This is a genomic window from Paraburkholderia sp. WC7.3g, assembly GCF_050436345.1.
Taxonomy (GTDB): domain Bacteria; phylum Pseudomonadota; class Gammaproteobacteria; order Burkholderiales; family Burkholderiaceae; genus Paraburkholderia; species Paraburkholderia podalyriae.
Window position 1 is genome coordinate 2,504,092 of the sequence record NZ_JBNDMA010000002.1, and the last position, 20,193, is coordinate 2,524,284.

14 protein-coding genes and 2 pseudogenes are annotated in these 20,193 nt (G+C 65.1%); 10 read left to right on the plus strand and 6 right to left on the minus strand.

Translation table 11 applies throughout. The features are described from left to right. The first annotated feature begins 160 nt into the window (after positions 1 to 160). A complete protein-coding gene (galU, locus tag OKW43_RS22915) occupies positions 161 to 1,078 on the plus strand; it encodes a UTP--glucose-1-phosphate uridylyltransferase GalU (RefSeq protein ID WP_187635290.1) in 918 nt (305 codons plus the stop codon). Between the two features lie 74 nt (positions 1,079 to 1,152). Here galU and OKW43_RS22920 read toward each other — a convergent pair whose 3' ends face one another. Both OKW43_RS22920 and OKW43_RS22925 read right to left on the minus strand, forming a co-directional pair. After that, entirely contained in the window at positions 1,153 to 3,327 is a 2,175-nt protein-coding gene (locus tag OKW43_RS22920; RefSeq protein ID WP_429450031.1) for a malate synthase G, read from the minus strand. A gap of 80 nt (positions 3,328 to 3,407) precedes the next feature. After that, on the minus strand, positions 3,408 to 3,812 hold the full coding sequence (locus OKW43_RS22925; RefSeq protein WP_429450033.1) for a heme-binding protein: 405 nt from the start codon (positions 3,810 to 3,812) through the stop codon (positions 3,408 to 3,410). Positions 3,813 to 4,051: 239 nt separating this feature from the next. Between OKW43_RS22925 and OKW43_RS22930 the strand changes: the two are divergent. Next, positions 4,052 to 4,935 (plus strand): annotated as a pseudogene (locus tag OKW43_RS22930) (MOSC domain-containing protein). A gap of 5 nt (positions 4,936 to 4,940) precedes the next feature. On the opposite strand, the gene cobA reads toward OKW43_RS22930, so the two are convergent. Continuing rightward, positions 4,941 to 5,741, minus strand: coding sequence for a uroporphyrinogen-III C-methyltransferase (gene cobA / locus OKW43_RS22935; RefSeq protein WP_429450035.1), 801 nt, complete (start codon positions 5,739 to 5,741; stop codon positions 4,941 to 4,943). 593 nt (positions 5,742 to 6,334) lie between these two features. Between cobA and nirB the strand changes: the two are divergent. The 6 genes and pseudogenes from nirB to OKW43_RS22965 all read left to right on the plus strand — a co-directional run bounded on the left by nirB (position 6,335) and on the right by OKW43_RS22965 (position 15,994). Beyond that, positions 6,335 to 8,876, plus strand: a pseudogene (nirB, locus tag OKW43_RS22940) (nitrite reductase large subunit NirB). Between the two features lie 49 nt (positions 8,877 to 8,925). After that, positions 8,926 to 9,291 (plus strand): nitrite reductase small subunit NirD, encoded by a 366-nt coding sequence (nirD, locus tag OKW43_RS22945; protein ID WP_187635296.1) that lies wholly within the window; start codon positions 8,926 to 8,928, stop codon positions 9,289 to 9,291. Positions 9,292 to 9,341: 50 nt separating this feature from the next. Further along, the gene (locus tag OKW43_RS22950; RefSeq protein WP_187635297.1) at positions 9,342 to 13,526 is read left to right on the plus strand and encodes a bifunctional nitrate reductase/sulfite reductase flavoprotein subunit alpha; all 4,185 of its coding nucleotides are present in this window, start codon (positions 9,342 to 9,344) and stop codon (positions 13,524 to 13,526) included. Positions 13,527 to 13,696: 170 nt separating this feature from the next. Then, positions 13,697 to 15,064: an MFS transporter gene (locus OKW43_RS22955; RefSeq protein WP_187635298.1), complete on the plus strand. Its 1,368-nt coding sequence runs from the start codon at positions 13,697 to 13,699 to the stop codon at positions 15,062 to 15,064. Between the two features lie 119 nt (positions 15,065 to 15,183). Next, positions 15,184 to 15,645, plus strand: coding sequence for an SRPBCC family protein (locus OKW43_RS22960; RefSeq protein WP_187635299.1), 462 nt, complete (start codon positions 15,184 to 15,186; stop codon positions 15,643 to 15,645). Further along, positions 15,629 to 15,994 (plus strand): ArsR/SmtB family transcription factor, encoded by a 366-nt coding sequence (locus OKW43_RS22965; protein ID WP_187635300.1) that lies wholly within the window; start codon positions 15,629 to 15,631, stop codon positions 15,992 to 15,994. The genes OKW43_RS22960 and OKW43_RS22965 overlap by 17 nt, the downstream gene beginning before the upstream one ends. A 205-nt stretch (positions 15,995 to 16,199) precedes the next feature. On the opposite strand, the gene OKW43_RS22970 is transcribed toward OKW43_RS22965, so the two are convergent. Next, positions 16,200 to 16,565 carry a hypothetical protein gene (locus OKW43_RS22970; RefSeq protein WP_187635301.1) on the minus strand — a complete coding sequence of 122 codons (366 nt, stop codon included), beginning with the start codon at positions 16,563 to 16,565 and terminating at the stop codon, positions 16,200 to 16,202. 247 nt (positions 16,566 to 16,812) lie between these two features. Continuing rightward, positions 16,813 to 17,610, minus strand: a complete 798-nt coding sequence (tam, locus tag OKW43_RS22975) for a trans-aconitate 2-methyltransferase (RefSeq protein ID WP_187635302.1) — start codon at positions 17,608 to 17,610, stop codon at positions 16,813 to 16,815. A 155-nt stretch (positions 17,611 to 17,765) separates the two neighbouring features. Here tam and OKW43_RS22980 point away from each other — a divergent pair, with 155 nt between their 5' ends. Together OKW43_RS22980 and OKW43_RS22985 are read left to right on the plus strand one after the other, a co-directional pair. After that, positions 17,766 to 18,389 carry a glutathione S-transferase family protein gene (locus OKW43_RS22980; RefSeq protein WP_429450040.1) on the plus strand — a complete coding sequence of 208 codons (624 nt, stop codon included), beginning with the start codon at positions 17,766 to 17,768 and terminating at the stop codon, positions 18,387 to 18,389. Between the two features lie 159 nt (positions 18,390 to 18,548). Beyond that, on the plus strand, positions 18,549 to 18,893 hold the full coding sequence (locus OKW43_RS22985; RefSeq protein ID WP_187635303.1) for a hypothetical protein: 345 nt from the start codon (positions 18,549 to 18,551) through the stop codon (positions 18,891 to 18,893). A gap of 6 nt (positions 18,894 to 18,899) precedes the next feature. Here OKW43_RS22985 and fabV read toward each other — a convergent pair whose 3' ends face one another. Then, a complete protein-coding gene (fabV, locus tag OKW43_RS22990; protein ID WP_187635304.1) occupies positions 18,900 to 20,096 on the minus strand; it encodes an enoyl-ACP reductase FabV in 1,197 nt (398 codons plus the stop codon). Positions 20,097 to 20,193: the final 97 nt, after the last annotated feature.

Consider the following 20,193-nt stretch of genomic DNA (forward strand, 5'->3'; position numbering starts at 1 on the left):
CGCAATATCGCATTGCGATTAATGTGCGAATTATCCGAATTAAATCGGAGAAAACCCGCTTTCGTGAATCTCGCAGTTTTTCTGCTAGCCTTGCGCCGACATCGATTGGCCGCCAGGTCCGTGAACACACTAACTTCTAACCGATGTGGGAATGCCTACCATGCTGAAAGTCACCAAAGCCGTGTTTCCCGTAGCGGGCCTCGGGACACGATTCCTGCCGGCTACCAAAGCAAGTCCGAAGGAAATGCTGCCGATCGTCGACAAGCCGCTGATCCAGTACGCGGTCGAAGAAGCGATCGCCGCCGGCATCACCGAGATGATCTTCGTGACGGGCCGCAGCAAGCGCGCAATTGAAGATCACTTCGACAAATCCTATGAGATCGAGTCCGAACTCGAGGCTCGCAACAAGCAGAAGCTGCTCGATCTCGTGCGCAGCATCAAGCCGGCCAATGTCGACTGCTTTTATGTGCGCCAGGCCGAAGCGCTCGGGCTCGGTCATGCGGTGCTGTGCGCCGAAAAACTCGTGGGCGACAGCCCGTTCGCGGTGATTCTCGCCGACGACCTGCTGCATAGCACGAAGCCCGTGATGAGCCAGCTCGTCGATACGTTCAATCACTATCACAGCTCGGTGATCGGCGTCGAAACGATCGCGCGCGAGGACAGCCGCTCATACGGCGTCGTCGACGGTCGCGAGTGGGAAGACAACGTGATCAAGCTGTCGGGCATCGTCGAGAAGCCCGCGCCGGACCAGGCGCCGTCGAACCTCGGCGTGGTGGGCCGCTACGTGCTGATGCCTACGATCTTCAAGCACATCCGCGCGCTGAAGCCGGGCGCGGGCGGCGAGCTGCAACTGACCGACGCGGTGCAGTCGCTGCTGACCGAAGAGCAGGTGCTCGCGTACCGCTACTTCGGCACGCGCTTCGACTGCGGCAGCAAGCTCGGCTATCTGAAGGCGACCGTCGAATTCGCGCTGCGCCATCCCGAGGTGAAGGCTGAATTCGAGGCGTATCTGCAAGCCTACATGCAGAACGAAGCGTCAGGCGGCGAGGCGGCGCAATTGACGGCCGAAGCCGCGTGACGTGACGTGTCCTGGAAGGAAAAACGGGCGCCGCATTGTTGTGCGGCGCCCGTTGTCGTTTCGGCCGGACGGCGTTAACGCTGTTTCTTCACTTCAAGCCGGAACTTGTGCAGCAACGGCTCGGTATATCCGCTCGGCTGCTGGCGGCCCTCGAAGACCAGCGCCTGCGCGGCCTTGAACGCGATCGTGTCGAAGCCCGGCGCCAGCGGCTGATACAGCGGATCACCCGCGTTCTGCGCGTCTACGACCTTGGCCATGCGCTTGAACGTCTGCTCGACGAGCTCGCGTTTGATCACACCGTGATACAGCCAGTTGGCGATGTGCTGGCTCGAAATACGCAGCGTCGCGCGGTCTTCCATCAGCCCGACGTTGTGAATGTCCGGCACCTTGGAGCAGCCGACGCCCTGATCGATCCAGCGCACCACGTAGCCGAGGATGCCCTGCGCGTTGTTGTCGACCTCGGCGCGGATTTCGTCGTCGTTCCACTGCGCCTTGTCGACGACCGGAATCGTCAGCAGGCCGTCGAGCAGTTCGTCGCGCACCTTCGCGTAGTCGGTGCGTTCGAGCTCCTGCTGGACCGCTTGCACGTCGATCTGGTGATAGTGCAGTGCGTGCAGCGTCGCGGCAGTCGGCGAGGGCACCCACGCGGTGTTCGCGCCGGCCTTCGGATGGCCGATCTTCTGCTCGAGCATCGCGTGCATCAGGTCGGGCATCGCCCACATGCCCTTGCCGATCTGCGCGCGGCCGCGCAGGCCCGCGCTCAAACCGACCAGCACGTTGCTGCGCTCGTACGACGTGATCCACTTGCTCGACTTCATGTCGCCCTTGCGCATCATCGGCCCCGCTTCCATCGCCGAGTGCATCTCGTCGCCGGTGCGGTCGAGGAAGCCCGTGTTGATGAACGCGACGCGCGCCGACGCTTCGGCGATACATGCGAGCAGGTTCACGCTGGTGCGGCGCTCCTCGTCCATAATGCCCATCTTGATCGTGTTGCGCGGCAGCTTCAGCAGGTCTTCGACGCGCGCGAACAACTCGCTCGCGAACGCGACTTCGGCCGGCCCGTGCATCTTCGGCTTCACGATATAGATCGAGCCGGTGCGCGAGTTCAGCTTGTTGTGGCGGTCGCGCAGCGCGCACAACGTGGTGATCACCGCATCCAGAATGCCTTCCGGAATCTCGTGGCCGTCTTTCGTCAGCACGGCCGGGTTCGTCATCAGATGGCCGACGTTGCGGATGAACAGCAGCGAGCGGCCATGCAGCTTGACCTGCGACTTGCCGTCCGCGCTGGTGTACTCGCGATCGGCGTTGAGCCGGCGCGTGAAGGTCTTGCCGTTCTTGGTGACCTGTTCGGTCAGGTCGCCGTTCATCAGGCCGAGCCAGTTGCGATAGAGCTGCACCTTGTCGTCGGCGTCGACGGCCGCGACCGAGTCCTCGCAATCGATGATCGTGGTCACCGCCGCTTCGACGACGATGTCCTTGACATGGGCGGCATCGGTCTTGCCGATCGAATCGTTCGCATCGATCTGAATCTCGACATGCAGGCCGTTGTGCTTGATCAGCACCGCCGACGGCGCGCTCGGGTCGCCCTGATAGCCGACGAACTGCGCGGGGGTCGCGAGGGCGCTGGTGCCGCTCTTCAGCGTGACGACGAGCTGGCCGTTTTCGACGCTATAGCGTGACGCGTCCACATGCGAGCCGTTCGCGAGCGGCGCGGCCTGATCGAGGAACTTGCGTGCATACGCGATCACCGCGGCGCCGCGCACCGGGTTGAAACCCTTCTGCTTTTCCGCGCCGTCCGTTTCGGGGATCGCGTCGGTGCCGTACAGCGCGTCGTACAAGCTGCCCCAGCGCGCGTTCGCGGCGTTCAGCGCATAGCGCTGGTTCGATAGCGGCACGACGAGCTGCGGGCCGGCCTGCCCGGAGATTTCGCTGTCCACGTGGTCGGTCGTGGCTTCGACGCTGGCGGGCACCGGCACGATGTAGCCGATACCTTCCAGAAACGCGCGGTACGCGCGCAGGTCGCGCACCGGGCCGGGGTTGGCCCGATGCCAGTTGTCAAGTTCGCTTTGCAGGCGGTCGCGCTCGGCGAGCAACGCACGATTTTTCGGCGCCAGCTCGTGCACGAGGGCGTCGAAACCCGACCAGAAGGCGGCGCTGTCGATTCCGCTGCCGGGCAGGGCTTCGGTTTCAACGAACTGGTCGAGGTTGGCGGCGACCTGCAGTCCGCCGCGCGGGTTCATCTGAGTCATCGACTGCTCCATCTGTTATGGGACCGATGAGGGGGCATCGGTCCGCGTTGTGCCATGGGATTGCTTCGGCGCTCGACGCTCTAGACGCCGAGCGCCTGAATGCCGGCCTTCGCGATCTGCGCATCCTGCTCCGACTTGACGCCCGACACACCGACCGCGCCAACCACCTGGCCGTCGACGATCACCGGCACGCCGCCTTCGAGCGTGCCCTGCAACGGCGCGCTGAGGAACGCGGTGCGGCCGTTGTTGATCATGTCTTCATAGACCTTGGTTTCGCGGCGGCCGAGCGCCGCGGTGCGCGCTTTCTCGGTCGCGATATACGAGGTGGACGGCGCCGCGCCATCCAGACGCAATACCGCGAGCGGATGGCCGCCATCGTCCGCGACCACGATCGCGACAGGCCACTTGTTCTTTTCGGCTTCCGCGCGGGCGGCATCGACGATGCGGGTCGTCTCGGTGACGGTCAACACGGGTTTGCTCAGCATAATGAATATCCTGTCTCGGTGATGGGAGGGGGTTCTACAGCTTCTTTCAGTGACCGGTCGATGCGGCGCGCCGGCGCCTGTCTGATCCGACGATTTTACTTCCAGGCGTCCCAAGGCGAAACGGCGGCTTCCCTGGTCGGCCATCACCGGTGCACGCGAAGCCACCGCTGGAAGCGCGCACGCGGAGCGCTTTACAATCGCATCTTCACCAAAACTGCGTTCCCACGAGACCTCGGACCATGCCTGTCATCAGCGAACTGTTCGTCTATCCGATCAAATCCTGCGCGGGCATCGCGCTGGGCGAGGCGCGCCTGCTGGCGACGGGCCTCGAATACGACCGCAACTGGATGATCGTCGATCCTGAAGGCGCGATGTTCACGCAGCGCGCGTATCCGCGCATGGCCTTGATCAAGGTCGAACTCGGCGAGCAGGATCTGATCGTGCGCGCGCCGGGCATGCGCGAGCTGCGCACGCCGCTCGATGCCGCGCGGCTCGCGGCCGCCCCCAGGGTCGATACCGCGGTGTGGCGCGACGCGGCCTACGGGCTCGACACCGGCGAACAAACGGCGGCCTGGTTCACGGAGTTCCTCGGTCTGCCCGCGCGCTTGCTGCGCTTCGATCCCGAGCGCGAACGCATCGTCGATCCCGACTATACGGACAGCACCGGCGGCGCCACGACCTTTTTTGCGGATGGCTTTCCGCTGCTGGTGGTCGGCCAGGCGTCGCGCTCGACGATCTGAACGCGCGCCTGAACGGTAAAGGCGCGCCGTCGATCGGAATCGATCGCTTTCGGCCCAATATCGTGCTCAGCGGCCTCGATGCCTATGAAGAGGACTATGTCGAGACGCTCGCGGTCGACCCGAATGCGGACTCGAGCGCGCGCGTCGAGTTGCGTCTCGTCAAGCTATGCTCGCGCTGCCCGATGCCGACCATCGATCAGGCGCGCGGCGCACCCGATCCCGATTGGCCGAACGAGCCGACCGACACGATGCTCGATTACCGCGTGAGCGAGCGCTTCGACGGCGCGGTCACGTTCGGCAACAACGCGCTGGTCGCGAGCGGGGCGGGGGCATGGCTGCGGGTCGGGCAGCAGGTCGATGCGGAGTTGGGGTTCGGCGACTGAGCCTGTCAGGCCGCCCGCACGATGGCTGACGCGGGCGGCGTTTGCCCGCCGCCTTCGCCGCGACGTTCGCGTTCCCAGCAGGGCGCCTCGGCGCTCTCGCCGACTGCGTTTCCCACCAGAATCACCGCCGGACTGCCGAAGCCCGCGCCGAGTGCATCGGCGGCGAGCCGATCGAGCCGCGTCAACAGGCGCCGCTCGTCGATGCCGCCGGCCCATTGCACGACCGCGGCCGGCGTTTCGGCCGGCAGGTGCGCGAGCAACGCGGCGGCGATGCTGTCGATACGCCGCATTCCCATGTAGATCGCGAGCGTCGTGCGCGTCGCGGCGAGCGCGGCCCAGTCCGGCTCGCCGTGATCTTCGGTGTGCGCGGTGACGAAGCTCACGCCGTGGCAATGCCGCCGATGCGTGAGCGACATGCCAAGCCCCGCCGCAGCGGCGAAGCCCGACGAGATGCCGTTGACGATCTCGACCGCGAGGCCTGCGTCGCGCAGCATCGCGAGCTCCTCGCCCGCGCGCCCGAACAGCAGCGCTTCGCCGCCTTTGACGCGCACCACGTGCAAACCCTTCAGCGCATAGCGCCGCATCAGTCGCTCGATGAACGCCTGCGGCGTCGAGCGGCAGCCGCCGCGTTTGCCGACCCGAATCACGCGGGCCTGCGGCGCGAGCGTCACGATGTCGGGATTCGCGAGGTCGTCGAGCAGCACGACGTCGGCGGCGGCGAGCGCCTTGACGGCCTTCAGGGTCAGCAAGTCGAGGTCGCCCGGGCCCGCGCTCAGCAGCGTGACCTTGCCGGTGTCGGTATTCATGTTGGTGTCCTTATGCCGTTGGTTTCTGTTGGCCCGAAACGAAAACGGCGCCCGCCCGTGAAGATCACGAGGGGACGCCGTTGTCCATTGCATTGCCTGTCGACGGTTGAGTCCGCGCGTCGCGACGACGTTGCCGCGATGACGTTGCGCAAGAGCCACGCAAGGACCACGCCATCGGTCCGATCAAGGCGCGCAAGCCGTTGCCACACGTTGCGATTCACGCGGAAAACATGACGGCGATCGCACGCCCGTGCGCGTTCGTTTCGCACGTCCACAGTGCTGCGTCGCACCATCCCTGTGCTTTGCCGCATCAAAACGCGTCGCGCGCGAGGTGCGGTCCGAGGCCGCGCGAGGTGCCGCAAACGCCCGCCACACGGCGCTTTGCCGCGCATTTATCCGAATTGGCACAGCCTTTGCGATAAGCGTTGCCATCGGACCAACGTGGGTTCGTCGCGCATGCAGCACAACCGCACGCGCTCCGCAGCACCGAACAGGACAACGGCGTCCCCCGGATTCAGCCCTCGGCTGGGTTCGCGGGACGCCGTTTTTATTTCCGCAACCGCTTTCGCCAGACACCAGAGGACAGCGCGCTCATGAAAATCATCGTTATCGGCCACGGGATGGTCGGCCACAAGCTGGTCGAATGCCTGGCGCAACAGGCCGCGGCCGATCTCGACATCACGGTGCTGTGCGAAGAATCGCGACCGGCCTACGATCGCGTGCATCTGTCCGAGTTCTTCGCGGGCAAGACCGCCGATGACCTGTCGCTGGTCGAGCCCGGCTTTTTCGAGCGCCACGGCGTGCAACTGAAGCTGAACGCGCGAGCCGTCTCGGTCGACCGCGACGCGCGCACGGTGACGGTCTCGAACGGCGAAACGCTGCCGTACGACCGCCTCGTGTTCGCGACCGGCTCCTATCCGTTCGTGCCGCCGGTGGCGGGCCGCGAGCGCGGCGACTGCTTCGTGTATCGAACCATCGACGATCTCGAAGCGATGCGCGAATGCGGCGCCCGCTCGAAAACGGGCACCGTCGTCGGCGGTGGCCTGCTCGGCCTTGAATGCGCGAAGGCGCTGCGCGACATGGGCCTGCAAACGCACGTGGTCGAATTCGCTCCGCGCCTGATGGCGGTGCAGGTCGACGACGGTGGCGGCCGCGTATTGCGCAGCCGGATCGAAGAACTCGGCGTCACGGTGCACACGCAGAAGAATACGACGGCGATCGTCGACGGCGAAGCGGGCACGCACCGCATGCAGTTCGCCGACGGCAGCCATCTCGACACCGACATGATCGTGTTCTCCGCGGGCATCCGTCCGCGCGACGATCTCGCGCGCGCGTGCGGCCTCGAACTCGGCGCACGCGGCGGCATCGCAATCGACGACGCGTGCCGCACCAGCGATCCGCACATCTACGCGATCGGCGAATGCGCGCTGTGGCAGGGCCAGCTGTTCGGCCTCGTCGCGCCCGGCTACGAGATGGCGCGCGCTGTCGCGAAACAGTTGCTCGGCGACACGGCCGAATTCGCGGGCGCCGACATGAGCACCAAGCTCAAGCTGATGGGCGTCGACGTCGCCAGCATCGGCGACGCGCACGGCAATACGCCGGGCAGCCGCACCTATCGGTTCAGCGACGAACGCAAGCAGATCTACAAGAAGCTCGTCGTCTCCGAGTGCGGCAAATACCTGCTCGGCGGGCGTGATGGTCGGCGACGCGAGCGAATACGGCACGCTGCTGCAGATGATGCTGAACCGCATCGAGTTGCCCGAGTCCCCCGAATTCCTGATCCTGCCGCAAGCGGACGGCAACGCGAAACCGGCGCTCGGCGTCGAGGCATTGCCCGCTGCCGCGCAGATCTGTTCGTGCAACAACGTGTCGAAGGGCGCGCTGTGCGCGGCGGTCTGCGCGGGCGCGACCGACATCGGCGCATTGAAGAGCGCGACCGGCGCGGGCACTTCGTGCGGCGGCTGCGTGCCGCTCGTCACGCAGGTGATGAAGGCCGAGATGAAGAAGCAGGGTCTCGCGGTGAACAACCACGTCTGCGAGCACTTCCCGTATTCGCGCCAGGAGCTGTACCACCTCGTGCGCGTCGAGGGACTGCGCAGTTTCGGCGCGCTGCTCGCGAAGCATGGCCGCGGGCTCGGCTGCGATATCTGCAAGCCGGCGATCGCGAGCATCCTCGCGTCGTGCTGGAACGAATTCGTGCTGAAGAAGGAGCACGCGTCGCTGCAGGACACCAACGACTACTACCTCGCCAACATCCAGCGCGACGGCACCTATTCGGTCGTGCCACGCATGCCGGGCGGCGAAGTGACGCCCGACGGTCTGATCGCGGTCGCGCAGGTCGCGAAGAAATACGGTCTCTACACGAAGATCACCGGCGGTCAGCGTGTCGATCTGTTTGGCGCGCGGGTCGAACAATTGCCGTCGATCTGGGAAGAGCTGATCGCGGCCGGCTTCGAATCGGGCCACGCGTATGGCAAATCGCTGCGCACCGTGAAGTCGTGCGTCGGTTCGACGTGGTGCCGCTACGGCGTCGGCGATTCGGTCGGTCTCGCGGTCGAACTCGAGAATCGCTACAAGGGGCTGCGCACTCCGCACAAGATCAAGTTCGGTGTGTCGGGCTGCACCCGCGAATGCGCGGAAGCGCAGGGCAAGGACGTCGGCGTGATCGCGACCGAGAAGGGCTGGAATCTGTACGTGTGCGGCAATGGCGGCATGAAGCCGCGTCACGCGGAACTGCTCGCCGCGGACCTCGATAAGGCGACGCTGGTGCGCTACATCGACCGCTTCCTGATGTTCTACGTACGCACCGCCGATCGCCTGCAACGCACCAGCGTGTGGCGCGACAACCTCGAAGGCGGGCTCGATTATCTGATCGATGTGATCGTCAACGATCGCCTTGACGTCGCCGTGGAACTCGAAGCGGAGATGCAGCACGTGGTCGACACCTACGAGTGCGAATGGAAGAAGGCCGTCACCGATCCCGAGACGCGCAAGCGTTTCCGCCATTTCGTCAACAGCGGCGAGTCGGACAGCAACGTCGCGTTCGTCGAGGAGCGTGGACAGATCCGGCCGGCCACGGCTGACGAGCGGCAGGTGCGGCGCATCGATATTCCAGTCGTCGTCGAGACGGTTTGATCCGATCCGATCCGATCCGATCCCAGCTTGTTCATCAAGGAGCCCAGTCATGAAGAACGAACCATTGCCTCGCGCCTGGACCGCAATCTGCGCGCTCGACGACATCGTGCCGAACACCGGCGTTTGTGCGCTCGTGAACGGCGAACAGGTGGCCGTGTTTTACGTGGATGGCGGCGAAGCCGAGTCGCCGGCCACGCCCACGATCTATGCGATCGACAATTTCGATCCGGGTTCGCACGCGGCGGTACTGTCGCGCGGACTCGTCGGCAGTCTCGGCGAACGCATCGTGGTCGCGTCGCCGATCTACAAGCACCACTTCGATCTGCGCACCGGCGAATGCCTCGAAACGCCGTCGTATTCGGTCAGCGCGTTTGCCACGCGCGTCGAACACGGCCAGGTGTGGGTCGCGGTTTGATGTAGCGGCCTTTGTTCATCGTTCCGATTTTTCAACCAGATCATTCGCGCATGTCTGCTACCAGCGTAAAGAGCGTGTGTCCGTATTGCGGCGTCGGCTGCGGCATGGTGCTGCACGTCGAGGACGGCCAGGTCGTGAAGATCGCTGGCGACAAGGAGCATCCGGCCAACCTGGGCCGGCTCTGCACCAAAGGGCAGTCGGCCCACGTCGCGCTGCGCAAGTCGGGTCGTCTCGAAGGCGCGTTCGTGCGTCGTGCGCGCGACGAAGACCCGGTGCCGCTGCCGATGGCGCAGGCGTTGAGCAGTACCGCCGCGCGTCTGCGGCGTGTGCTCGACGAGCATGGTCCCGATGCGCTGTCGTTTTACGTGTCGGGGCAGATGTCGCTCGAAGCGCAGTATCTGGTCAACAAGCTCGCGAAGGGCTTTATCGGCACGAACAATATCGAAGCGAATTCGCGCCTGTGCATGGCGAGCGCGGCTAGCGGCTACAAGCTGTCGCTCGGCGCGGACGGCCCGCCCGGCTCGTACGAAGACTTCGATCACGCGGATCTGTTTTTCGTCAGCGGCGCGAATATGGCCGACTGTCATCCGATCCTGTTCCTGCGCATGATGGATCGCGTGAAGGCGGGCGCGAAGCTGATCGTCGTCGATCCGCGCCGTAACGCGACCGCCGAGAAAGCCGATCTGTTCCTGCAGATCAAACCCGGCACCGACCTCGCGCTGCTGAACGGTCTGCTGCATCTGCTGCACGAAAACGGCGCAACGGATGCGGCTTTTATCGCCGAACACACCGAAGGCTGGGATGCGATGCCGGCGTTCCTCGCGCAGTACACGCCGGAGAACGTCGCGCGCATCACGGGCCTCGCCGCCGACGACATCCGCCGCGCCGCGCAAATGATCGCGTCGGCCAATGACTGGATGAGCTGCTGGACGATGGGCCTGAACCAGAGCACGCACGGCACGTGGCACACCAATGCGCTGTGCAATCTGCATCTGGCGACGGGCCGCATCTGCCGGCGCGGCAGTGGACCGTTCTCGCTGACCGGCCAACCGAACGCGATGGGCGGCCGCGAAATGGGCTACATGGGCCCGGGTTTGCCGGGGCAGCGTTCAGCGCTGGTCGCCGAAGACCGTGCGTTCGTCGAAGCACTGTGGGGCATCGCGCCAGGCACGCTCAAGGCGGACCCGGGCAACGGCACGATCGACCTGTTCGCGCGGATGGCCTCGGGCGACATCAAGGCGTGCTGGATCATCTGCACGAATCCGGTGGCGACCGTCCCGAACCGGCAGACCGCGATCGCCGGTTTGCGCGCGGCCGAACTCGTGATCGCGCAGGACGCGTTCCTCGATACCGAAACGAACCGCTACGCCGACGTGCTGCTGCCCGGCGCGCTGTGGGCGGAAGCCGAAGGCGTGATGGTCAACTCGGAGCGCAATCTGACGCTGATGCAGCAGGCCATCGAACCGCCCGGCGCGGCGTTGCCCGACTGGCGGATCATCGCGCGCATCGCGTGTGAAATGGGCTTTGCCGACGCGTTCAGCTATGCAAGCGCCGACGAAGTGTTCGCCGAACTCACGCGCGCGGCGAACCCGGTGACCGGCTACGACCTGCGCGGCGCGAGCCATCGCCGTTTGAAGGACTCGCCGCTGCAGTGGCCGATCGCGTCAGCCGATTCGTCGGAGCGCAATCCGCTTCGCTATCTGAACGACGGCGTGAGCCAGACGCTAAGGGAATCCGACGATGGCAGCCGGCCGCGCATTGCTTTTCCGACCGCCAGCGGCAAGGCGAAGTTTTTCGCGCGTGCGTACGCGCCCGCGGCCGAGTTGCCCGATCGCGAGTTCCCGATCGTGTTGAACACGGGCCGCCTGCAGCATCAATGGCACACGATGAGCAAGACCGGCAAGGTCGCGATGCTGAACAAGCTGAACCCGGGACCGTTCGTCGAGATTCATCCGGACGACGCGGCCGAACTCGGCATTCGCGCGAAAGACGCAGTCGAGATCCGCTCGCGCCGTGGCCGCGCGGTCCTGCCCGCGGTCGTCACCGATCGTGTCAACGCGGGCCAGTGCTTCGCGCCGATGCACTGGAACGACGTGTTCGGCGACGAACTTTGCATCAACGCGGTGACCAACGACGCGATCGATCCGGTTTCTCTGCAGCCCGAACTGAAAGTCTGCGCGGTCGCGCTGAGTCCGGTGACGACCGATCGCGTCGCGCACACACGCGATGACGACGACGCGCTCTCTACCTTCGCCGGCGCAGCGGTGTTAACGCCCAGCGCCAAGGATCAACCCATGCCCCGTATCGAAGCCCTCACGACTTTGCTGCAATTGCCGCCCGAGCCCGCGCCGATGCCGTCGCTCTGCGATGCGGAGCGCGCGTATCTGACGGGTTTCGTCAGTGGCCTGCGTTCGGCCGAAGCGCAAGGCCTCGACACCGTGCCGGTGCTGCCGCACAGCGCGCCGTTCGATGCGGTGAAACGGCTCTATGTCGATGGTCTGCTGGCGGGGCTGTATAGCCGCAGCGCGACGACGGCCCAACCGTCGGCCGCTGCATCGAGGCCGAATCTCGCACAGGAAGAGCCACGCGAATCGGGCGTGCGCATCGTGCGCGCGCGGCCGAAGGTCACGCTGTTGTGGGCCTCGCAAACCGGCAACACCGAATCGCTGACCGAGCGTTACGCGACGCGTCTGATGGAATCGGGCTTCGAAATCCGCACCGCGTGCATGGCCGACTACTCGTTCGCGACGCTCGCGAAGGCGCAATACGTGCTGCTGATGACGAGCACGTTCGGCGACGGCGATGCGCCCGACAACGCGCAGGACTTCTGGACGCACCTGAACGCCGCGACGGCGCCGCGCCTCGACGCTGTGCGTTTCGCGGTGCTCGCGCTCGGCGATCGCAACTACGATCAGTTTTGCGGTCACGGCCGCCGTCTGGACGAGCGGCTCGCCGCGCAGGGTGCGCTGCGTCTGACCGAGCGCGTCGATTGCGATATTGAATATCAGCAAAGCGCCGATGCATGGCTCGAACGCGTGATCGTCTGCATCAAGCAAGCGGATGCCGCGTTGTACGCGGTGCCGCCGGGCGGCATGATCAACGCGGTGGTGGGCGCGGTGCCGACGAAGGCGCGGCCGGCTGCGTCGCGCGTGCTCGGCAATCTGCGCCTGAACCGGCAGGGCGCGGCGAAGGATACGCGCTACGTGTCGCTACAAACGGACGGGACGAACCTCGAATACGAAGCCGGCGATGCGCTCGGCGTATGGCCGAGCAACTGCCCCGAACTCGTCGACGAACTGATCACGCTGAGCGGTCTGGACGCGGAGGCATCGGTGCAGGTCGCGGGGATCGGCGACATGCGGCTCGCCGATGCGCTCGGCAAACACTACGAGATCGCGCGGCCGAGCGCCGAAGCGCTCGCGTTCGTCGCCGCGCGCAGCGGCAACGGCGCGCTGCGCGATCTGCTCGCGCCCGAACGCAAGGCCGATCTGAAGCAATGGCTCTGGGGACAGCAACTCGCCGATGTCTTGCACGAGTTTCCGGTGAGCCTGACGCCCACCGAGCTGACCGGCATGCTCAAGCGCGTGCAGCCGCGCCTGTATTCGATCGCGTCGAGCCCGAAGGCGCATCCGGGCGAGGTGCATCTGACGGTCTCGGCGGTGCGTTACAGCAATGGGCGGCGGCATCGCAAGGGCGTGTCGTCGACATTCCTCGCGGATCGCGCAAATGACGCCGACGTCCCCGTGTTCGTGCAGAAGTCCGCGCACTTTCGTCCTCCTCATCAATCGGACACGCCGATGATCATGGTCGGGCCCGGCACGGGCATCGCACCGTTTCGCGGCTTTCTGCACGAACGGCAGGCGCGCGGCGAGCGCGGACGCAACTGGCTGTTCTTCGGCGAGCAGCATGCCGCGACCGACTTCTACTATCGCGACGAACTCGAAGCGATGCGCGCGAGCGGTCTGCTGAGCCGGCTCGACGTCGCGTTTTCGCGCGACCAGGCCGACAAGATCTATGTGCAGGACCGCATGCGCGAACACGGTGCGCAACTGTGGGCATGGCTCGAAGACGGTGCGCATTTCTATGTGTGCGGCGACGCGAACCGGATGGCGCGCGACGTCGACGCGGCGCTGAAGGACGTGATCGCGACGCACGGTGGCATGAGCGAAGAGAAAGCACTCGAATACGTGAGCCGTCTGACGCGCGAAAAGCGCTATGCACGCGACGTGTATTGAGTCGCCGATGCGTTTCAGAAGATGCCTTTAAAAAAGCCTCGTAACAGACAGCACGATGGCATGACGCTTGCATGTCTAGTCCCGGTGAAAACTCCGGACGACATGCCGGTGCAAAAGATAAGTAACGCAGCAACCGGACTACCAGGCATTTTATTTACTGAGGATCTCTGATGAAAAACGTGATGCACTCTCTGCGAAGCGGTGATTGGCGCGCACTCGTCGCCTGCTTTCTGTATTTCGACACGGGCTTCACCGTTTGGGTGCTGTACGGACCGCTCGCGCCGTTCATCAGCAAGAGCATCGCGATGACGCCCGCGCAGCAGGGTCTGCTCGTCGCGGTGCCGGTGTTGTCCGCGGCGATTCTGCGCGTGACGCTCGGCAATCTGTATCAGTCCGCGCATGGCAAACGCATTGCGTTGATGGGTGTATTGCTGTCGGCGGTGCCGACGATCGTGCTGCCGCTGCTGCAAGCGGTGCCGTCGTACGAAATGCTGCTGGTGCTCGGCGTGTTCCTCGGCGTCGGCGGCGCCAGCTTCGCCGTCGCGCTGCCGATGGCCGGCAGCAACTATCCGCCGAAAGTGCAGGGCCTCGTGCTGGGGCTAGCCGCGGCCGGCAACATCGGCGCGGTGCTCGACGGCTTTCTGTTCCCGCAACTGGCGACGCGTTACGGCTGGCAACTGGCGGCAGGCGGCGCGTTGCCGCTGCTTGCGATCGCCGCGATCACGCTGTACTTCTGGGCCAACGACGCGGGCATCAAAACCGGCAGCGTGCTGCGCGCGTTCGGCAGCTTTGCGACGACGCTCGTCGGTTTGATCGTGCTCGTGCTGCTCGTCGAAGCGGGGCTGTTCGGCGCGGGCAAGACCGGCGTGCTGCTGTTGCCGGTGGTCGGCGCGCTGCTCGCGATCGCGGTGCTGCCGCAACGTTATCGCTCGGTGCTAGCCGAGCGCGATACGTGGGTCATCATGCTGGTCTATAGCATCACGTTCGGCGGTTTCGTCGGCATGTCCTCGTATGTGTCGCTGCTGCTGACCAACCTGTATCAACTGTCCAAAATCGACGCGGGTCTGTTCATGGCGCTGCTCGCGGCGACCGGCGCGATGGTGCGCCCGCTCGGCGGCCTGATTGCCGACCGGGTGTCGGGTGTGCGCGCGCTGACCGTGCTGCTCGCGATCATCGCCGTTGGCGACTTCCTGTTCGCCGTGGCGATGCCGTCGCTCACAGGCGGCATCGCGTTGCTGCTGTGCCTGTATGTCGCGTTCGGACTCGGCAACGGCGCGACGTTCCAGCTGGTGCCGCATCGCTGGGCCGGTCGCACCGGTCTGATGTCCGGCATCGTCGGCGCGGCGGGCGGCATCGGCGGCTTCTATCTGCCGGTCGTGATGGGCATCGCGAAAGAGAGCACCGGCAGCTATCAGATGGGCTTTGCGACGTTCGGCACGCTGTCGGCTTGCGCATTCGTTGCGATCGTCGCGCTGCGCCGGCCGTGGATGGCGTGGTCGGTGCAAACCGGCGTCATGCACGCGCATGCGACGGAGTAAGGCCCGGCGTGCGGCGTTCGGCCGTGCCGGCGACGCACGCGGGATGCTCTGACACAAAGCGCGGTCGCATGCTTGCATATCGGCGACGATGTTTCTAATATGCAGGCAGGAGGCTGCATATGAACTCATCGACTGATCGCATCGAAAAGCAGATTCTGTTGAAGGCGCCGCGCTCGCGCGTATGGCGCGCGCTGTCCAACGCCGAGGAATTCGGCAAATGGTTCGGCGTGAACCTGACCGGCCAGCAGTTCGTCGCGGGACAATCCGCACAGGGGCACATCACCTATCCGGGTTACGAGCATCTGGTGATGGAAGTGCTGGTCGAGCGTGTCGAGCCTGAGCATCATCTGTCGTGGCGCTGGCATCCGGCCGCGATCGATATCACGATCGACTACACGCCGGAGCCGACCACGCTCGTCGCGTTCGATCTGAGCGAGGTCGAGTCCGGCACGCTGCTGCGCGTCGTCGAATCGGGCTTCGACCAGTTACCGGTCGGGCGCCGCGAGCAGGCGTTCCGGCTGAACGAGGGCGGCTGGGCGCAGCAGATGGGCAACATCGAACGATATGTCGGCGCGAGCTAAGGCCGCCTGCGCGAAGGTGGGTTTCAAGGCGGCGACACTGCGCAGTTCGGCTGCGGTGTTCGCGGCGCTCGGTGACGAGACGCGCCTGCGTCTCGTCGCGGCGTTGTGCGCGGGCAGCGCGATGTCGATCGCCCAACTGACGGCCGGCACCGACATCACGCGGCAGTCGGTCACGCAGCATTTGCAGGTGCTTGCCGACGCGGGCCTCGTGCATGACGTGAAGGTCGGACGCGAGCGCCTGTGGGCATTCGAGCCCACGCATCTGGACGCGGCGCGCCGCGCGCTCGACGCGATTTCGTGGCAGTGGGATCAGGCGCTGCTGAAGCTGAAGACGATGGTCGAGGAATGAGGAACGCAGTGTTCGCGGTGAGCGCGCCAACCGGGCCCGCACGCTGACGGTTCGCCTGGCGGTGAGCCGCGTCAAGCCGCGACGGCAAGTGCCGCATTTTTTACCGACTGCAAGCGGCGCCCCGCGCACGGAAACGCGAAACGACGAAAAAGGGGCCAACAATTGGCCCCTAAAGCGCTGCAAAACAGAAAAAACCAGGCCGCGGCTAATCGGCGATCCGCTTGTCGGCCAGCGCGCTCTGGCAGTCGGCCAGCACCTGCCGGACGAGCCGCGCTTGCGGGTCGAGTTCGTCGGTATCGAGAATTTCCTCGACCGCGTCGCGCGCCCAGTCGGTGTCGACGAAGTACGCGTGGCGCCGCGCGATTTCGACCGCGGTGGCCGACAGTTTCGCGATGCAGAGCCAGTCGGCTTCGCGCGCGCGGCGGTCGAGCCACTTGTGCGCGGACTGCACGTGAAACGCCGCGTCGGGCCAGTCTTCGTTCAGATAATAAGCGCCGAGGCTTCCGCATGTGAGCCAGCACAACAGCTCCAGGCGGTCACGGGGACTCAGGTGTTGGCGTACATCACTCATGGCGACGCTCGCTGCAGTAAATGGCTTCCCGGTGAGGCCGGCGGGCGCCGTCCTCCGCTTTTATGAACATTAGCATGCGCAATTCCCGGGCGGCAATTCCCGACCAACCCTAGCGTGCGGCGCCGCCACAGGTGGGGTTTCGGGCGGCCCGTCAGCAAGGTGCGCGGGCGACCCGATCGACCCGCGAATGGCCCGCCGGAGCCGCCGCGCCGGCATTTAGCGGCTCACAGCGATTCCCGGCGCGGCTTCAGTGTTCGCCGCGCGTCGCGACGATGAAAAGTCGCGGAAACGGCAGCAGCACCGTGCCGTCGGCGAGCGCCGGGTAGGCTTTGGCGATTTCGTCGCGATAGCGCTGCAGAAAAGCGCTGCGTTCGGCGTCGTCGAGCGCGGCGAGAAACGGCCGCAGCGCGCTGCCCTTGAACCATTCGACCACCGCGTCGGCGCCCGCGAGCGGGTGGTGGTAGACCGTGCGCCACACGTCGACGCGCGCGCACAGCGGCTTGAGCAGCGCGTAATACCAGTTCGCGTCGTGGCGGATGGTGCGCTCGACACCCTTCAGCCTGGCGGCCCAAGGTCCGTCGACGGCGATTTCGCGCAGCAGCCGGTGCGCCGGTTCGTCGAGATTGACGGGCATTTGCACGGCGAGGCTGCCGCCCGCGGCAAGTTTCGCCACCAGCGCGGGGAACAGCCGCTCGTGGTCCGGCACCCATTGCAGCACCGCGTTCGCGAGGATCACGTCGTAGGGGCCGCGCGCGTCCCACGTCGAAACGTCGCTGACGTCGAAGCGCAGTTGCGGCAGACGCTGACGGGCCGCCGCGATCATGTCGGCGGAGCTGTCGATGCCGCTGACCGACGCACCCGGCACACGTCCGGCCAGCACCTCGGTCGAATTGCCCGGCCCGCAGCCGATGTCGACTGCGAGCCGCGCGCCGTCCAACGGCACCGCCGCAAGCAGATCGCGGACCGGGCGGGTGCGCTCGTTTTCGAACATCGCGTACTGCTTCGCGTGCCAATCGTCGTGGGCGGGGGTGGGGGTCGCGCTCATTGGTTGCTCCTTCGGGGCTCAGTGCGGCGATTCTCGGTCGCTGGCTGCCAGAATAAAACGAATTTACGATTCCGATTGCTTGATGCAAACTGGCCAGCTTCCGCGTTTCATTCCTTCAACCCGCTCAACCCGCACGACACACCACACCACCACTGATGCTACAGATACTCGGCAAGACCACTTCGATCGACGTGCGCAAGGTGCTGTGGACCTGCGCGGAACTTGGGCTTTGGTTCGAACAGGAAGATTGGGGCTCGGGCTTTCGCTCGACCGAGGCCGCCGAATTCCGCGCGCTGAACCCGAACGCGATGGTCCCTGTGATTCGCGATGGCGACTTCGTGCTGTGGGAATCGAACTCGATCATTCGATACCTCGCCAACCGTTATCGCGGTGACGCGCTATATCCGGCCGATCCGGTCGAGCGCGCGCGCTGCGACCAATGGATCGACTGGCAGGCGAGTGAATTGAACCGCTCGTGGAGCTACGCGTTTCTCGCGCTGGTGCGGCGCTCGCCCGAGCATCAGGATCCGCGGCAGATCGCGGCGTCGTGCGCGAACTGGTCGAAGCATATGGCGATCGTCGAGCAGCAGCTCGGGCGCACCGGCGCGTATATCGCGGGCGAGGTGTTCTCGCTCGCCGATATTCCGATCGCGCTGTCCGCCAACCGCTGGCTCGAAACGCCGCAGCAGCACGACGATTTTCCGGCGCTGGCCGCGTGTATGGCGCGCCTCGCCGAGCGCGACGGGTATCGCAGGTATTGCCGTAACGGCACGCCGTGAGCGTGGATTCGCGCGCGTTCGGGCAACCCGCCGCGGCTGACAGACAACCGCCTTCAATGCTTACGCGCGGCTTGTGAATTTCCGCGCTCAACCGCTTGTGCGCGGAGCACTCCGCGTCGCCTACAATGGCGGCCATTTAGCGATATTGAAGGTCCAACGATGCGGGTAACGAAATTCGCGCTGGCTTTGCTGACGGCATGCTTCACCCTGAACGCGAGCGCCGAGATGACGGCCGCCCAATACAAGCAATGGGCGCACGCCGACAACAGCTCGATCTACGCGGCGTACATCACCGGCACGATCAACGCGTTCGGCTGGGCGAACGGTGATCTGATCTCGAAGAAGCGGCCGCCGCTGTTCTGTCCGCCGCAAACGCTCGCGATCGGCAACCAGACGGTTTATCCGTTGCTCGATGCGTTCTTCGCGAACCATCCGGGCGTTTCCGACGATTTCCCGATCGGGCTCGCGATCCTGCGCGCGTTGCAGGGTGCGTATCCGTGCTGACGCAAATCAAACCTGCACGAGATTCGGAATCCGCACGTCCGGGTTGACGTCCGCCTCGTAATCGACGCCTTTCATTTCAAAGCCGAACAGACGCAGGAAATCGGTCTTGTAGCCGGCGAAATCGGTGAGTTCGTAGAGGTTGTCGTTGCTCACCAGGTTCCACAACTGCTGCACGCGGCCTTGCACCTGCGGATCGAGTTCCTTGTAGTCCGCGCGCAGGCGGCCTTCGTCGTCCAGATGCGGCTGGCTGCCATAGAGGCTGTCCTTGTATAGGCCGTAGACCTGCTCGATGCAGCCTTCGTGCGTGCCTTTTTCCTTCATCACCTTGAAGAGCAGCGACAGATAAAGCGGCATCATCGGAATCGCCGAACTCGCCTGCGTGACGACCGCCTTCAGCACCGCGACGCGCGCATCGCCGCCCTTGGCCGCGAGCTTTGAGCGGATGCCGAGCACTTTTTGATCGAGATCTTTCTTGGCCGCGCCGATCGAGCCGTTCCAGTAGATGTCGTGCGTGATCTTCTCGCCGAGATAGGTGAACGCGGTGGTCTTCGCGCCGTCGGCGAGCACGCCGGCTTCGCCGAGCGCGTCCATCCACATCTGCCAGTCCTCGCCGCCCATGACCGCGACCGTGTGCGCGATTTCTTCCGGCGTCGCCGGTTCGAGCACGGTTTCCTTGATCACTTCCTTGTCGGTGTCGATGCCGCGCAGATTGACCGCCTTGCCGATCGGCTTGAGCACCGAGCTGAACACTTCACCGGTCTTCGGGTGCTGGCGCTTCGGCGCCGCGAGGCTATAGACGACCAGATCGACCTGGCCGAGATCGCGCTTGATGACTTCGATCGTGCGCGCTTTCACTTCGTCGGAAAACGCATCGCCGTTGATGCTGGTCGCATACAGGCCTTCGGCGGTGGCGAATTTTTCCAACGCCGCGGTGTTGTACCAGCCGGCCGTGCCCGATTTGGTTTCGCTGCCGGCGCGCTCGAAGAACACGCCGAGCGTCGACGCGCCCGAGCCGAACGCGGCGCTGATGCGGGCAGCGAGGCCGTAACCGGTCGACGCGCCGATCACGAGCACCTTTTTCGGGCCATTGGCGATGGGGCCGCGTGCCTTCACATACTCGATCTGTTCCTTGACGTTGGCTTCGCAGCCGGTCGGATGGGTCGATACACAGATGAAGCCACGCACACGCGGTTTGATGATCATGAAGCACCTCTTGTCGGAATTGGCGACATTATAGTGGCCCCGCTGGAGCCGCACTCCATCCCGCGAACGATGCAAAAATCGGCGCGCCGCCCACGTC

Bases quoted from the DNA above. Each gene is read 5' to 3' on its own strand.
- galU (WP_187635290.1), top strand. From the start codon at position 161: ATGCTGAAAGTCACCAAAGCCGTGTTTCCCGTAGCGGGCCTCGGGACA.
- OKW43_RS22920 (WP_429450031.1), bottom strand. From the start codon at position 3,327: ATGACTCAGATGAACCCGCGCGGCGGACTGCAGGTCGCCGCCAACCTC.
- OKW43_RS22925 (WP_429450033.1), bottom strand. From the start codon at position 3,812: ATGCTGAGCAAACCCGTGTTGACCGTCACCGAGACGACCCGCATCGTC.
- cobA (WP_429450035.1), bottom strand. From the start codon at position 5,741: ATGAATACCGACACCGGCAAGGTCACGCTGCTGAGCGCGGGCCCGGGC.
- nirD (WP_187635296.1), top strand. From the start codon at position 8,926: ATGAAGAACGAACCATTGCCTCGCGCCTGGACCGCAATCTGCGCGCTC.
- OKW43_RS22950 (WP_187635297.1), top strand. From the start codon at position 9,342: ATGTCTGCTACCAGCGTAAAGAGCGTGTGTCCGTATTGCGGCGTCGGC.
- OKW43_RS22955 (WP_187635298.1), top strand. From the start codon at position 13,697: ATGAAAAACGTGATGCACTCTCTGCGAAGCGGTGATTGGCGCGCACTC.
- OKW43_RS22960 (WP_187635299.1), top strand. From the start codon at position 15,184: ATGAACTCATCGACTGATCGCATCGAAAAGCAGATTCTGTTGAAGGCG.
- OKW43_RS22965 (WP_187635300.1), top strand. From the start codon at position 15,629: ATGTCGGCGCGAGCTAAGGCCGCCTGCGCGAAGGTGGGTTTCAAGGCG.
- OKW43_RS22970 (WP_187635301.1), bottom strand. From the start codon at position 16,565: ATGAGTGATGTACGCCAACACCTGAGTCCCCGTGACCGCCTGGAGCTG.
- tam (WP_187635302.1), bottom strand. From the start codon at position 17,610: ATGAGCGCGACCCCCACCCCCGCCCACGACGATTGGCACGCGAAGCAG.
- OKW43_RS22980 (WP_429450040.1), top strand. From the start codon at position 17,766: ATGCTACAGATACTCGGCAAGACCACTTCGATCGACGTGCGCAAGGTG.
- OKW43_RS22985 (WP_187635303.1), top strand. From the start codon at position 18,549: ATGCGGGTAACGAAATTCGCGCTGGCTTTGCTGACGGCATGCTTCACC.
- fabV (WP_187635304.1), bottom strand. From the start codon at position 20,096: ATGATCATCAAACCGCGTGTGCGTGGCTTCATCTGTGTATCGACCCAT.